9 protein-coding genes are annotated in these 14,389 nt (G+C 59.2%); 8 read left to right on the top strand and 1 reads right to left on the bottom strand.

Annotated elements, in window-relative coordinates; genetic code table 11:
• Positions 1 to 23: 23 nt before the first annotated feature.
• Positions 24 to 1,229 carry an aminoacetone oxidase family FAD-binding enzyme gene (locus RBR41_RS01635; RefSeq protein WP_320350466.1) on the top strand — a complete coding sequence of 402 codons (1,206 nt, stop codon included), beginning with the start codon at positions 24 to 26 and terminating at the stop codon, positions 1,227 to 1,229.
• A gap of 2 nt (positions 1,230 to 1,231) precedes the next feature.
• Here the strand turns inward: RBR41_RS01635 and RBR41_RS01630 are convergent, their stop codons facing one another.
• Positions 1,232 to 1,435, bottom strand: a complete 204-nt coding sequence (locus RBR41_RS01630) for a dual CXXC motif small (seleno)protein (RefSeq protein WP_291302690.1) — start codon at positions 1,433 to 1,435, stop codon at positions 1,232 to 1,234.
• A gap of 588 nt (positions 1,436 to 2,023) precedes the next feature.
• Here RBR41_RS01630 and RBR41_RS01625 point away from each other — a divergent pair.
• The 7 genes from RBR41_RS01625 to RBR41_RS01595 all read left to right on the top strand — a co-directional run bounded on the left by RBR41_RS01625 (position 2,024) and on the right by RBR41_RS01595 (position 14,310).
• Positions 2,024 to 2,821 carry a glycine zipper domain-containing protein gene (locus RBR41_RS01625; RefSeq protein WP_320350463.1) on the top strand — a complete coding sequence of 266 codons (798 nt, stop codon included), beginning with the start codon at positions 2,024 to 2,026 and terminating at the stop codon, positions 2,819 to 2,821.
• Positions 2,822 to 2,899: 78 nt separating this feature from the next.
• The gene (locus RBR41_RS01620) at positions 2,900 to 4,105 is read left to right on the top strand and encodes a serine protease (protein WP_320350462.1); all 1,206 of its coding nucleotides are present in this window, start codon (positions 2,900 to 2,902) and stop codon (positions 4,103 to 4,105) included.
• Entirely contained in the window at positions 4,102 to 5,445 is a 1,344-nt protein-coding gene (locus tag RBR41_RS01615; RefSeq protein ID WP_320350461.1) for an SrfA family protein, read from the top strand. The genes RBR41_RS01620 and RBR41_RS01615 overlap by 4 nt, the downstream gene beginning before the upstream one ends.
• Before the next feature lie 2 nt (positions 5,446 to 5,447).
• Positions 5,448 to 8,558, top strand: coding sequence for a virulence factor SrfB (locus tag RBR41_RS01610; protein WP_320350459.1), 3,111 nt, complete (start codon positions 5,448 to 5,450; stop codon positions 8,556 to 8,558).
• 15 nt (positions 8,559 to 8,573) lie between these two features.
• Positions 8,574 to 11,201 carry a putative virulence factor gene (locus RBR41_RS01605; RefSeq protein WP_320350458.1) on the top strand — a complete coding sequence of 876 codons (2,628 nt, stop codon included), beginning with the start codon at positions 8,574 to 8,576 and terminating at the stop codon, positions 11,199 to 11,201.
• Between the two features lie 2 nt (positions 11,202 to 11,203).
• Positions 11,204 to 12,280 carry a sel1 repeat family protein gene (locus tag RBR41_RS01600; protein ID WP_320350457.1) on the top strand — a complete coding sequence of 359 codons (1,077 nt, stop codon included), beginning with the start codon at positions 11,204 to 11,206 and terminating at the stop codon, positions 12,278 to 12,280.
• 26 nt (positions 12,281 to 12,306) lie between these two features.
• Complete coding sequence (locus RBR41_RS01595; protein ID WP_320350456.1) at positions 12,307 to 14,310, top strand: vWA domain-containing protein; 2,004 nt, start codon at positions 12,307 to 12,309, stop codon at positions 14,308 to 14,310.
• The last annotated feature ends 79 nt before the right edge of the window (positions 14,311 to 14,389 follow it).

Here is a 14,389-nt window from a genome sequence, read left to right as displayed (position 1 = left end):
ACACTGGCAAGGACGTCACAGACGTGCTGATCCTGGGTGCAGGAGCCTCCGGGCTCATGTGCGCCAGAGAAGCTGCCGGGCGTGGCCTGAAGGTGGTCGTACTCGAACGCGGTGCGACCCCTGGCCGCAAGCTGGCCGTCAGCGGGGGCGGCAAGGCCAATTTCACCAATCGCCAGGTTGGCATGGCGAGCTATCGCTGCTGCGGCGAGCCAAACAGCGGTTTTTGCGCCCCTGCCCTGCGGTCTTTTACCCCGGCACACATGGTGCGCCTTGTGCGCCAATGGCATTTGCCGTTTGAAGAACGGGAACACGGGCAACTTTTTTTGACGGTTCCGGCGCAGAGGCTGGTCAATGCCCTGCTGGAAGATTGCCGCCAGCGCGGATGCCGCGTGGAATGCAAGAATCCTGTGGAATCCGTCTCTGTTGCTGACGGTGTGTTTGAAGTGCAAACCGCTTCGGGCATCTGGCAGGCAAAAAACATCGTCCTTGCCATGGGCAGCCCTGCGTGGCCGCAAGTTGGCGGCAGCGGTCAGGGGTACAGGCTGGCCCAGAGCCTCGGGCACAGCCTGGTGCCGCCGCGTCCGGCCTTGAGCCCGCTCATTCTGCCGCAAAACCATCCTTTGACGGCCCTGACGGGCATCAGCCTGCCGGTGTGCATCTCCGTAGGGGAGCAGCAGTGGCAGGACCATCTTCTTTTCACCCATGAAGGATTGAGCGGGCCAGCCGCACTCAAGGCATCCCTCTACTGGGAAGAGGGAATGGAGGTATGCATCGACTTCCTCCCAAATCAACAATTCAAGGCGCTTCTGGACAATCACGAGTCCGGCAGGCAAACCCCACGGGCCTTGCTGGCCCGGCTGCTGCCGCAACGACTGGTTGACGCCCTGTTGCCGCTGGAAAGCGCACGACGCAAGGCCGCAGAACTGTCGCGCGCAGTGCGCGCTTCACTGGAAGAGGCTGTTCACAGGTACAGGATACAGCCCACAGGCGTGGCCGGACTGAAAAAAGCTGAAGCATGCCTTGGCGGCATAGCCGTCAGCGAGGTAGACCCACAGACCATGGCCAGCCGCTGTTGCCCCAATGTGTATATTACGGGAGAAATCCTTGATGTGGCCGGTCTGCTTGGGGGATACAACCTGCATTGGGCCTGGGCCAGCGGCATGGCCGCTGGCAGGGCGGTGGCCGGAGTCAACCCGCAGACTGCCGCTCTACGCCCGAAGCAAGACTGATTTCAGATTCTGTTGCAGTACACGTTTTCCAAAAAGCTTTCCATGGCATCGTCAGCCTGCTTGATATACCCTTGCAAGGGGAATTCAGCCTTGCAGGACGGGCAGCGCATGAACACTTCATGGCAGGTACGTGTGATATGAAGTTTGTCTGCGCAGTTGGGGCAGGCAATGGTAGTTTTGGCATCGCGGGAAGCTGAAAAAGCCATGATGACTCACAAGGTAGCATGGTGAAAAAATGGCGGCAGTGCGCCAGCCTCTACGGGTCTGTCGGCACTATTCACGAACTGTATAAAACAACACAGCCCAAACGCGCCGAACGAGATGTTTAACCACTGCCTGGCCCTTGTCAAATATGCTGGCGCCAGTCCCCCACCACGCCAGCGTAATTTTATCCTGAAACCACGCTGGCGGTTGCGTGAACAGACGTTCGCCATAAAGGCGCAAGCGTGTTTATCTGCGCATTAAGCTTCTGCTTTTACGTGTCGAATACAATGAAATGCATTGACTGCGCTTAAGGATTTTCCTGATAATCCTTACCACGAAATGCGAGTAGGCAGGTTTTTGCCTGCCGTACGCGCGCATTTTACGTGTTAAATACTCTGGGGGTTTTTACCTTTGCTAAAGATTAAATCCACTAATACCCCTGCAGTTTTGACATCATAGGCCACAGGTTTTTAAGGTTATGCACTCAGCCCCGCAGCCTCATGCCCTGCCGGGACTTGCTGTTTTGCATGAATTTGCAGTATAATTAAAGAAGTGATTACGTTCTTCAACTTTAATTAGGAGGCCGGGGCATGCAGCGGCGCGTATATCTTCCTCTTATCCTGCTTCTTGCGGGCAGCCTGCTTTTTTCCGGCTGCACCAGCCGATACGGTGAGCAAAAGACCAAGGTAAACCATTATCCCCAGTGCTATGAGCCTGTCGCCCAACTGCGCCAGGACGAAAACAGCACCGGCAAAAGCACGGCTGCGGGCGCTGCTGGCGGCGCACTGCTTGGTGCGCTTATCGGCGGGCTGGCCACAGGCAAGATTGAAGGAGCGCTGGCAGGCGCTGTGGCCGGTGGCGCCGCTGGCGCTGTTGGCGGCAATATCTACGGCAAATCCCAAGAAAAGCAGCGTGACGCTGACTATCTGGCGCAATACAACCGCCAGATGGGAACCGAGGCTGCCAGCATGAACCGCGCTACAGCCGCCGCTAAAGTGGCTACCAAGTGCTATGACCAGCAGTTCAAACTGGCGGTCGATCAGTACAAGGCAGGCCAGCTCACCCGCTTTGACCTTCAGGACCGTTACAATGAAATCCGCAGCGGCCTTGAAGAAACGGCGTTCATTCTTAAGGACACGTCGGCTGCCATGGCGCAAAAAGACAGTGAATACGAGCGCGTGCTGGCTGGCGAAACCGCCAAGGAGCAGCCGGTTGCCTCTTCACCCGCATCCGGCTCCAAAAAGTCCAAACCCGTTGTCAAACAGGCCAAGTTGAGTCCAGAAGCATCGGAATGGAAGTCCTCACGCAAAGAACTTGAAGCTACGCGCACCGATGTGGACGCCCGCATGAACAGCTACGAACAAACCGTCAACAACCTGCTTGGTTAGTCGCCCGTTCGCGTTGCCCTGCCCTTTTTTGGGCAGGGCGCGCGAACATTTTTTGCGGCTGCACGCCGCGGAGTCACCATGAGTCAAACGCCCAGTCCCGCTGCCCCGGAGCAGGAAACGCACAACGGTTCGCTGCCTGCCTCCGTAGTGCCCTGGTATCGCCGTCCCCTGTTTTGGGGACTGTTGTTCTTTTTAGGTCTCCTGCTTCTGGCCATCTGGCTTTTCTGGAAAGAATGGCAGGCGGCGGAGAACCTTAAAGGACAAATAGCGTCCGAAACCACCGCGTTGCAAAAGCAAAACCAGGCCCGTGAAGATTTTCTCGCTCGCTTGCGCCAGCTTCTTAAAGAAGAACCTTGCGAAGTGCAGCGCAAGCTCCCCCTTGTCTCGCCACCGCCAGGCATTGCATGGCCTCCTCTGGCCGATGGCGCGGCAAGATCTGGCGACGTTTTGCCTGAAGCCTCCGAACCGTCAGCTCGCCCCACCCCCGCAAGCCCGCAGGCTTCGCAGCCCGTAAAGACGCCGCAAGGCTTTGCCGCCCTTATGGAGCAGGCTACTGTTCTTGTGCTGGCCTTGCGTGAAGAGGGGCTTTCAATGGGTTCCGGGTTTTTTGTGTCGCCGGGGCATGTGGTAACCAATGCGCATGTGGTGGGTTCCGCTCAAAAGGCTGTTGTGGTTAACAAGGCCACTGGCGCCCCCCTTGCTGCCCGCGTTCTGCGAGCCGTACAAAGCAATGGCCGTGATTTTGCCGTTCTGGCGGTTGAAGGCGGGCCAGCCATCACGCCCCTGACGCTGTCCAATGACGTCTGGCGTACGGAAAGAGTCAGTGCATGGGGCTTCCCGGGCGCAGTGACCAACGACGACCCCCAGTTTTCGGCCCTGCTCAAGGGCAACGCGGCGGCGGCCCCCGAAGTGGTTTACACCGACGGCGTGGTCAGCGTCATTCTTGAACGCAAACCTGCCCTTATCGTCCATACGGCGACGGTCTCCCAGGGCAACAGCGGCGGCCCGCTTGTTAACGACAAGGGCGAGGTTGTGGGCATCAATACCTTTATCAAACTGGACGACGAATCCTACAGGCAGTCCAGTCTGGCCATTGTAAGCGCCAGTCTGGCAGAATTTTTGAGGGCAGCCGGAGTGCCCGTCACCATGGCTGCGCCGTCTGGGCCGGATCAGGGGTCATCACAACCGGCCGTCCAAACCGATGGGGCAAAGCCCGCGCAAAATTCCGATCAGCCGCAAACCTCGTCTGACGGGGTCAAGGGCGCGCAAGGAGGCAAGCCATGAGCATACGCATAGCCGTAAGCCAGCGCGGGCCCATGCGGGCGCTTGCCAGCCAGGGAATCCTGGCCACAGACTGCCACGCCCAGCTTAAAGCCATTCTACTGCAAAAACTGGGGCCGGAACACGCCGCCCTGCTGGCCGAACCGCAACACGATGCCGAAGGCAATACGGTAGACTGGTATGCCGAGGGGCAGGGTCAGGCGACTCCCCTCAAAGACCTTACGGATACCGAAGCCAATGCCCTTCGCCTCAAAGCGGCGGCCCTTGCCCGTGACATCGCCGCCCTGGCGCAGAATCTTACTGCCGATGTCCAGGCCCGCCAGGCGCTTTCCGGACAGTTGCTGCAACAGGCATTGCAGCATCCTTCAGATGAAGACATCTGGTCTGTGAACGGCCAGCCCGTACTGATCAACTGGGGTTTTGCCCCCGGCAGCCCCGGAGCCCTGCCCCAGGATCTGACACGCCTTGGCGCGGCGCTCCCGCCTCCGCCACCTGCAGCCTCTGTCATTCCGGTTGCTGCCCCTGTGCGGGGCGGCTGCCTGCCCTGGCTGCTGCCGCTGTTACTGCTTTTGCTTTTGCTCTGGCTCCTGGGCGCGGCGCTCGGCTTTCTGCCTTCTCCCCTGCCCGCAAGCTGCATGCCGGTGGACCGCCAGAAACTTGCAGCCGAAGAGCAGCGCGCCGCCTCTTTGGATGACGAACTGGCCCTTTTGTGGAACCAGCTTCAGGAACGGGCCGCACTGTGCAAACCCGTGAAACCTGTGATTCCCCCGGTGGAGGAAAAGAAGCCCGAACCGGTAGAACCTGCGCCGGAACCAGAAATGGTGGAGCCTTTCCTTGGGGAAACCCCGGTGGCTCCGCCGCAGCCCGAAAAGCCCAAGGAACAGCCCAAGCAGCAAAAGCCGGAGCCAAAGCCCGAGCCCAAGCCAGTTGAGCCGCCCAAGGAGCCGGAAAAGCCCAAGAAAAAGAACGAGGATCTGACCATTCCCGAGGACGCGGCCAAGAAGAACGATTTGAGCTTCCTTGAAGGCTGCTGGACCAGCGAGACGGGTCTGTATTCCCATCCTTCCAATGAGCCCATCATTGCGGAGTACTGCTTTGACAAAAAGGGCAGCGGCCGCCGTTTTGTGCGTGAGCGCAATGGTCAGGTGTGCAGCGGCCCCGCCTCGGCCCGCTTCCAGGGCAACAAGCTGAATTTTGAATCCGGACAGGCCAAATGTCCTCGCGGCGGCATCTACGTTCCCCAGAAGGTGGAATGCACCGGCAGCGAAAATACCACGCAGTGCAAAGGCAGAGAGCAAGGCGCGGGCAACAACAAGTGGGACGCCCGCTTCAGAAGGAAATAAGCATGAATGGCATACCGAGCTACCTTTCCCCTGTAAGCATCATTCCTGGGGGCTGCCCGCAGTTTCTGGACTTTTCACTGCGTGAAGAGTCCATCCGTCGGCTGCGACGGTACTTTCGGGAAGAAAAAAAGAATCAGGGTGATCCCGACGGGCGCTATACCCATTATCTGCGCTGCCTGGCCGAGACGGAAAACGGGTTTATCGACCAGTTGACGGGCCAGCCCTGCGACGAAGACTACAGCGTTGAAGCCCGCCGCGCCGTGACCGCATGGGACGGGCACTGGCTGCCCATTCCCTTTCTGCGCTCCCTTGATCAGGCATGGCCTGACGGCGGCAAGCGCTTTGAGTGCGGGCCGTCCAACTGGGCGCGCGCGCGCGTCATGCAGTCCGAACGTCACCCGGATCAACTGCGCATCGTTCTGGCCTTTGACACCAATGTGGAGCAACGCCCGACCGAAGGGGATCGCTATCACGCCCTGTCGCCTCAGGATGTGGCCGCCCACGGGCATTTTATGCTGGCCCACCTTGTTCGTGACAATTCATGGTTTCTCAATGAAGCCTGGGTTGACGAATGGCTCTGTGGCATTTTCGACCTCTGGCGGCAGTCGCAGCACCGGGGGCGAGGCTCCTGGAAGGACGACACCCCCTATGTGCTCGAACATCTTGCCAACTATCTCACCTGGCTGGATGTGGTCCGCATGGCCCTCAACGATCTGGCGGCGCAGGTCATCAACCCCGACCGCGATACGCCAGTGGATGTGGACCTTGTGCTCGACATCGGCAATTCGCGCACCACGGGCATACTGGTGGAAACCCTGCCGCAGCGTGTGACCAACCTCAACGACAGCTATCTTCTGGAGTTGCGCGACCTGAGCAATCCAGAAAACATTTATTCCGATCCCTTTGAAACACGGGTAGAATTTGTGGATGCTGCCTTTGGCAACGATGCCCTTTCACGGCGCTCAGGCAGGCAGACCCCGGCCTTTGCCTGGCCGTCCGCCGTGCGTATCGGGCCCGAGGCCGCGCGTCTGGCGACCCAGGCCGTCTGCGCCGAGGGCACCACGGGCATGTCCAGCCCCAAGCGCTATTTGTGGGACGAACGCCCCTGGCAGCAAAGCTGGCGCTACAATACAGGCGGCAAGGCTGAACCCATGGTCAGTCGCGGGCTTTTTCCACGGCAGCTCAATCCTCTGGGCACGCCGCTGGCCTGCTTTGACGATCCACTGTTCAAAAAAAGTCCTGCCCTGCAAAAACAGCAGGCAGAACCTATTTTTGAATCCCTGTTCACGCGCTCGTCGCTCATGCTCTTCATGCTTGGTGAAATCCTCACTCAGGCCCTTGTGACCATAAACTCCCCCGCAACCCGCGCACGCCGTGAACTGCCCAATCTGCCCCGCCGTTTGCGCAGACTTATTTTTACTGTGCCCACGGCCATGCCTGTGGCTGAAAAACGGATATTCCGCCGTTGGGTTGTATGGGCCGTGCGCGTCGTCTGGACAGCTTTGGGCTGGGGCCAATGGTACACGCCCAAGGCGCTGGCGCGCGGCCAGAGCGGCGACTACCGCCAGAGCCCGCAAGTGCGCTGTGACTGGGATGAAGCCAGCTGCTCACAGCTTGTGCTGCTCTATAATGAACTGGCCGTCAAACAGCACGGTGACGCCCACCACCTTTTCCGCCTTTTGGGCAGACCCCGCGCCTCGTGCCAGGGGCATCCCTGCGTGCGCATGGCCTCCATTGACATTGGTGGCGGCACCACGGATCTGTCCATAACTACCTATGAACTGGCAAGCGGCGAAGGGGACACGGCGCGCATCGTGCCGCATACGGAGTTCAGGGACGGCTTTAACATCGCAGGGGACGAAGTTCTGCGCGAAGTGGTGGCCAACCATGTAATCCCCGCCATCGGGCAGGCCCTTGTGCAGCAGGGGCTGGCCGAGCCCCGCGCCCTGCTGGGGCAACTCTTCGGGCGGGACTCCATCGGCATGTCGCAGGAAGACCGCAACACCCGCGTCCGTCTTGTACGGCAGATTGCCGTGCCTGTAGCTCTGGGCCTGCTGGCTGCCTGCGAAAATCCTGAAATCCGTCATGCCAGCTACACCTGCGCCATACGGGACTTTTTTGAACCCGATCCACTGGAATCCGCCAGTGACGCACCTGGTGCGGAAGGCAGCGCCGGGGCTGGCCCGGGTTTTGAACCCGCAACCCTTGCCCCCCGTCCGCAGCCAGCCATTCTGAAAGCGGTGGAAAATATGGTGCGCAGGGGAGCCCCCCTCATCCAGGACTTTAACATTCTGAATGTCCCCATTACGGTCAGCCCGGCTGCCGTGGACGTGACCATACGCTCCACCCTGGGCCCCACGCTGTCTGCCCTGTGCGAGGTCGTACACATGTACGACTGCGACGTTTTGCTGCTCACCGGGCGGCCAAGCGCCTGGAACGGCGTGGTTGCGTCCGTCCTGGCCAAGCTGCCCGTTCCGCCGGACAGGATAATCCCCATGCGCAGTTACCACGCCGGATCGTGGTATCCCTTTGCCGACGCGCAGGGCCGCATCACCGATCCCAAGACCACTGTGGTTGTGGGGGCCATTCTTTGCGCCCTGGCAGACGGGCATCTTGAAGGTTTCTCCTTTGACACCGGGGCCTTGCATCTTACCTCAACGGCTCGCTACATTGGCGAGATGGACATCAACAGCCAGCTCAAAAAACCCAAGGTCTGGTTTACCGTTGATGTGGACAGCAATGAGGGCACCGAGCAGATACGCAAGGTAGCCTTCAGCGGCCCCTTGTCCATCGGGTACCGACAACTGGACGCCGAACGCTGGCCCACCACCCGCTATCATCTGCTGGCATTTGCCAATGAGGACGCGCGCGCCAGGGCTTCTGGCCGCCTGCCCTATGAAGTGGAAGTTCGCCTCACTGTTGATGACGTGTGGGATGATGCCCCTCGAACGGATGATGAAAAAGATCGTAGCGAGGGCGAATTCAGCATCATTTCCATTGTGGATAATCAAGGCCGTGGCGTTGACAGGCGTGATCTCGAGATACGCCTGCAGACGCTGAAACTGGATGAAGGCTACTGGCTGGACACAGGCATTGTGACTGATGCCGGTTAAGTGAGGCAAGTATATATGGTTATGCAGCAAGATATGGACCTCGCCCAGCAATGCCGCCAGCTGGCAGATACCGCCCGTAAGGCCGGAACATGGCTTCAGGATAACGCCGACATGGTGGGCGGCGAAAAAGCGTCCCTGCTCAAGGATATGCGCCACGCGGGCCGCTTTTTCAGCAAATGCAGTCAGGCAGCGGAACGCAAGATGTGCGCTGGCGTCTTCGGGCCCAGCCAGTCGGGTAAATCCTACCTTATCTCCGCTCTGGCAAGCGATGCCAACGGAGCATTGCTGGCCGACTTTTGTGGTGAAACCCAGGATTTTCTCAAAAAAATCAATCCAGAAGGCGGCAAGGAATCCACAGGGCTTGTGACGCGCTTTACCACAACGCAGCCAGAAGGCCTTACGCCGGAGTTTCCCATTCGCCTGCGCCTGCTGTCTGAAACGGACGTGGCCCGAGTGCTGGCCAATACCTACTACTCCGACTGCGAACATAAGGACGCCCCCAGCGCAGAGGCTCTGGTAAAAACCCTTGACCAACTGGAAGCAAGCGCTCCTGCCGCGCCCGTTGAAGGCAGCCTTGACGTCGACGATGTTGAAGACCTGCGCGACTATGTGAACAAGAACTTCAGTTCCCGTCCGCGCGTGCAGATGCTTCAGAACGGCTACTGGGCGCGCGCTGCGGCTCTGGCTCCACGCCTGGGCCTCGAAGGGCGCGCCCGTCTGTTCGGCCTTGTGTGGGATGAAATTGACGACTTTCAGTCAGTCTATCTGCAATTGTGCGGCGCGCTGCACAGTCTTGGCAGGGCCGCCGAGGTGAACTGCCCTCTTGACGCCCTTATTCCGCGTGAGCGAAGCATCATTGACGTGGAACGTCTGCACGGGCTGAAGCGCCCGACGGGCGATTCCCTGCCGATCCTTGCTCCCGGCGGCGTCAAGGTCACTTTGCCACGAGCCGTGATCACGGCCCTGACGGCAGAGATCACCATCTTCATGCGTGAAAAGCCCGATGATTTTTTTGACCACACAGACCTGCTGGACTTCCCAGGCTACCGCTCGCGCTACAAGTTCCCCGATCTGCGCGAAGCGCTGGCCAGCAAGGAAGAAATGCTCAAGGAGCTTTTTCTGCGCGGCAAGGTGGCCTATCTTTTCGAGCGCTACCGCGAGGAAAAAGAGCTGACCAGCATGCTTCTGTGTATTGCGCCTGGCCCGCAGGAAGTTCATGACCTGCCCCATGCCGTTTATGAGTGGATTTGCTCTACACACGGCGAAAAGCCCGCAAGTCGCGCGGGCAAAGCGCCAGCCCTGTTCTTTGTGCTGACCAAGATGGATATGGAGTTCGAGAAAAAGAAGGGCTCGCCCTCTGTGGAAACACGCTGGACCACCCGTCTTGAATCTTCACTGGTCAAGTTTTTCGGCCAGGTACATGACTGGGTTGATAACTGGGACGGCGTCCATCCCTTCAGCAACGTCTTTTTGCTGCGTAACCCCAACTTCACCTGCGAAGCCATTTTTGACTACGATGGCGGGCGCGAAACCGGGGTACGGCAAGATCAACGCGTTTTTGTGGAAGAGGTTCGTCAGGCGTTCTTGCAGTCCCCCCTGGTGCAGCAACACGTGGCCTCGCCCGACAAGGTGTGGCAGGCAGCCATGACGCTCAATGACGGCGGCGTCAGCCTGTTGCGCGACAGCCTGCGCCCCCTCTGCAATCCCGAACTGAAACGCCAGCAGATACGCGTGAGCCTTGGCGAAAGAAAAGAACAGATCGTCACGCGCCTTTCACCATTTTACCGCACAGACGATCGCGATGAGTTGCGCCGCCAGAAGGAGCAACTTTCACGAAGCTTTGTCACACTTCTTGCCAAATTGGCCGAAAAACAGCTTTTTGGCGAGTTTCTGCGCCGCTTGCAGGTGCGTGACTACGACCTTTACGAACTGTGCCTCAACGCCAGGCAAATACCGGAACAGGGACAGACCGCGGCAAGTCTGCAAGTGGTGGGAACCCGCGTTTCTGCTGACGACATTCTTGGCGACATTTTTGGCGAAAGCACGGAGAGCGCGCCCCCGGCGCAGGAAAATGACACGGCCCAGGCCAGAGACATGGCTGGCGTGTTCGCGTCACTCGTGATGGAGCACTGGATAGGCCGCCTGCGAGATCTTGGCGCTTCTGGCGAAGCACGCGCCCAGCTTGGCTTGCCGGCGCTGGAGCTTGACCAGTTGTGCCATGAAATCATTCTGGCCGCTTCACGGTGCCGCTTGCGCGAAAATCTTGAAGACAGCCTGCGGCGCAGCATGTCCTACAGCAATATCGCCCGTGAACGCCTGATCTGGAAGCAGGTCAGCCTTGCCGCCGATGCCATTAACGCCTTTGTGGACTGGCTGGGCTTTGACCCCCGCTTCAAAAACCAGAGCCAGCGCACCATCCTTTTTGGCGGCAAAAGCGTCAGCCTGTTTGATCCTCCGCCGGTTATCTCCGGCGAGCCGCGCATAGCCGAACAGGAAACCCCGTATGACCGCTTCTGGTATACGGACTGGCTGCGCGCCCTGGCCTACAGCATCATGGCCAATGTGGATTTTGACGGTCAACAGACTCTTGACCCCGAACAAAACAACCGCCTGCGCGATATTTTGCAGGTTTTCAAGGGATAACTATGCGCGCCAGTATCGCAGTGGACCCCGTACGTGGCCCCGGCTACGGCATTATTGAATTTGACGGTGCGGGCGAAGTGTCTTCGCCCGTGTTTGTGCTGCAACGGGCCTCGGATGGAAAATGCCTTTCCTCCGGTGGCTGGCAGGAAAGTGAAAGCGCTGTCACCCCCCAGGACTGGAGCGCCGCCAATGGCAGCCTTCGTCTTAATGTGGGCCCTGAAGTCGTGGATGAACTGGACAATCTGGACGCCTACCGCATCACCCTGCCCGGCTACGGGGCCTGCGCCATGAGCGTGGGCAAGATAGTGTACTCCAATATCAGTGGCGGCCAGGGCATGGCTGGCGGATACCGCGCGCCTGAAGCGCCGGCAACCCGTCCCGACCCCGATCCTGACCCCATGCCGGTGACGCCCCCCGAAGAGGCCCCCGCGCCAGACCCGGACCCCATCCCCGCACAAAATGAACCGCCTCTGCAAATGGCGCAAAACACTGTGCCCTCGGCCGGTGGTTCAGGAAAGCGCATGGCGCTCGTGGCGGCCATTGTTCTTCTGCTCTGCGCGGGATTCGCCCTCTGGTGGTTTGTGCTGCGCACACCAGAAACGCCTCCCCTGCCTGCGGCTCCGGAGCAGCCGAACGCTTCCGCCGCTCCCTCCAAGCCTGCTCCTCAGGGAGCCAACGGCGGCGCGACCGAAAAATCACCGCTGGCCAGCGCCCGCGAGCAACTGCGTGGCGAGGCTCTGCCCGATGTCAGCCTGGCCATGGCCAAGCCCCTGCGCAAGATGGACGCCAGCCCCGAAGAATGCGACGCCGCCTTCCTGCTTCTGGAAGACGCGGCACAAAAAGGCAATGCCGAAGCAATGTTCCTTGTGGGACAATACTATGATCCCACGGCAACCCTGCCCAGAGGCAGCATCCCGATGGATATGACCCAGGCAAAACGCTGGTACGACGAAGCCCTGCAAAAGGGGCAGGACAAGGCACAGGCGCAAAGTTCTCTGGACAAGCTCAAGGAATACGCCAAGGCTGAAGAGGCCAAGGGCAACGCCGAAGCGCGCGCCCTGCTGCAAACGTGGAAATAACGTCCAAGTGACTGTGAGGATATGCCATGCGCCCTGCCATGACTCTATACACTCTGCGTGCCCCGTTCATTCTGTTTGCCTGCGCACTGTTCGTGCTGTTTGCAATGGGAACGGGCGTGGTCTGCAGCACGTCCGCCGCTCATGCGGCCCCCCTGCTGCTTGAAGGCAAAAAAACGCTTTTTCAGCGGGTAGTCAGCCACCCGGGTGCGCGGCTTGTGGCGACCCCCGGTTCGGACGCTGCCGTGGTAAAAGAAAGCGTGACGCCCTTTACCGTGTTTTATGTGTACGCCCGCACCAACGGCTGGATTCAGGTGGGCACGGGCACGGCTTCTGCCGAGGGCTGGCTTGAGGCTGCAAAAGCCACAGAGTGGAACCAGTCCCTCACTCTGCTCTTCACGCCGCGAACAGGCCGCGAACCTGTGCTGTTTTTTAATACGGAAAAAGCGTTGAATGATATCTGCGCGGCTCCTGATATGGATACCCGCCTGGACAAGCTCGGCGCCGAGGCCGCAACGCTGCTGCAAGGCGGCAAGACGCCCCCCGCCGACTTTCCTGTGCTGGCCAGCGAACCCGCTGACGCAGCCGGGGCCGTATCGGAAAAACGCTTTTATCTCATGCCCATTCTCGACATGAAAGATCCCTTTGACGGCGTGAAATTTCTGCGGGTGGCCTCCATTGACCCCGGCAGTCTTGGCGGCGGTCAGGACGGCAAGGGTGGCCCGCCAAAAACAGGTATTGCCCTTGTCATTGACACCACCATTTCAATGAAGCCCTACATCGATCAAAGCCTTAATGTTGTCAGGCAGATATATGACAAGATCGAGCAGGACAAGCTGGAAGACAACGTGGGCTTTGCCGTGGTGGCGTTTCGCAACAGCACAACCGCCACGCCCGGTCTGGGGTATGTGTCTGAAGTGGTGAGCGACTTTGCCACTGCAAAAGACCGTAAAAACCTTGAAGAAAAACTGGGCAAGGTTCAGGAAGCCACGGTTTCAAGCCACGACTTCAACGAGGACTCTCTGGCTGGCGTCTATAAGGCTGTGGAATCGCTCAGCTGGAGCGGCTACTCCTCACGCCTCATTCTGCTTATCACTGACGCGGGGCCCCTCAAAAGCACTGACAAATACGCGTCCGTGAGCATGGGCCCCAACGAGCTCAATGACTTTGCGCGGCAAAAAGGCATCTGGATAACCGCATTGCATATCAAAAGCCCAGGCGGGGCCAAAAACCATGCCTATGCCGAACAAAGCTACCGCGCTTTGAGCAAGCTTTCGGGCAACCGTTCCAACTATCAGGTTGTGGCCGCGCCCACGGCCGCAGCAGGGGCCAAGCAGTTTGCGGAGGTCGCCAAGGTTCTGGCTACCGGCATGGTGGATATGGTTAAAAATACCGCTTCCGGCAAGATCATGACCAAACCCAAGGACGAAAAACCGCAAAAACTCACTGCCGAAGAAGAGGCCGCGCGCCTTGCCGCAACGCTCGGCTACGCCATGCAGCTGGAATATCTCGGCAGGGCGCATGAAAACCAGGCCCCCAGCGTGGTCAGTTCCTGGATCGCCGATATGGACCTCAAACGGCTTGCCAAAAGCGAGCAAAGCCCCAGTGTTGAGGTTGCCGTGCTGTTGACCAAGAACCAGCTCAACGACCTCAGCGCCCAGATAAAGGCCATCATCGACAGCGGCGAGCGCACCAAGAAAACGGATTCCCGCGACTTCTTCCAGGGGGTGCTTTCAGCATCAACCCGCATGGCGCGCGACCCCAACATGCCCACGCAGGGCAAGAACCTTGCGGAACTGGGCGTTCTGGCCGAATTTCTTGATGGTCTGCCCTACAAAAGCGACATCATGCTTTTGCGTGAAGAAGACTGGTACCGCATGAGCGTGGGTGAGCAAACGGCCTTCATCAATCGGCTCAAGTCCCGCCTTGCCCGGTATGAAGAATATGACCGCGACAGGGCCAACTGGGAAAGCTTTGGCCAGTCCAACCCCGGCGACTGGGTATACCGGGTACCCCTGAGCATGCTGCCCTAGAGCAGATTAACTTTGAAATGCAACACATTTCAAAGTTTTCATTCAGCCGAAAAATGTAATTTTCGGCTGAATCCACGCC

This window comes from Desulfovibrio sp., from assembly GCF_034006445.1.
Classification (GTDB): Bacteria; Desulfobacterota; Desulfovibrionia; order Desulfovibrionales; family Desulfovibrionaceae; genus Desulfovibrio.
The sequence above is the reverse complement of the archived record's forward strand: the minus strand, read 5'-3'. Positions and strand labels throughout refer to the sequence as shown.

What these genes read in the sequence shown, in the direction of transcription:
- RBR41_RS01625 (WP_320350463.1), top strand. Translation starts at nt 2,024, where the DNA reads ATGCAGCGGCGCGTATATCTTCCTCTTATCCTGCTTCTTGCGGGCAGC.
- RBR41_RS01610 (WP_320350459.1), top strand. Translation starts at nt 5,448, where the DNA reads ATGAATGGCATACCGAGCTACCTTTCCCCTGTAAGCATCATTCCTGGG.
- RBR41_RS01605 (WP_320350458.1), top strand. Translation starts at nt 8,574, where the DNA reads ATGGTTATGCAGCAAGATATGGACCTCGCCCAGCAATGCCGCCAGCTG.
- RBR41_RS01630 (WP_291302690.1), bottom strand. Translation starts at nt 1,435, where the DNA reads ATGGCTTTTTCAGCTTCCCGCGATGCCAAAACTACCATTGCCTGCCCC.
- RBR41_RS01620 (WP_320350462.1), top strand. Translation starts at nt 2,900, where the DNA reads ATGAGTCAAACGCCCAGTCCCGCTGCCCCGGAGCAGGAAACGCACAAC.
- RBR41_RS01615 (WP_320350461.1), top strand. Translation starts at nt 4,102, where the DNA reads ATGAGCATACGCATAGCCGTAAGCCAGCGCGGGCCCATGCGGGCGCTT.
- RBR41_RS01600 (WP_320350457.1), top strand. Translation starts at nt 11,204, where the DNA reads ATGCGCGCCAGTATCGCAGTGGACCCCGTACGTGGCCCCGGCTACGGC.
- RBR41_RS01595 (WP_320350456.1), top strand. Translation starts at nt 12,307, where the DNA reads ATGCGCCCTGCCATGACTCTATACACTCTGCGTGCCCCGTTCATTCTG.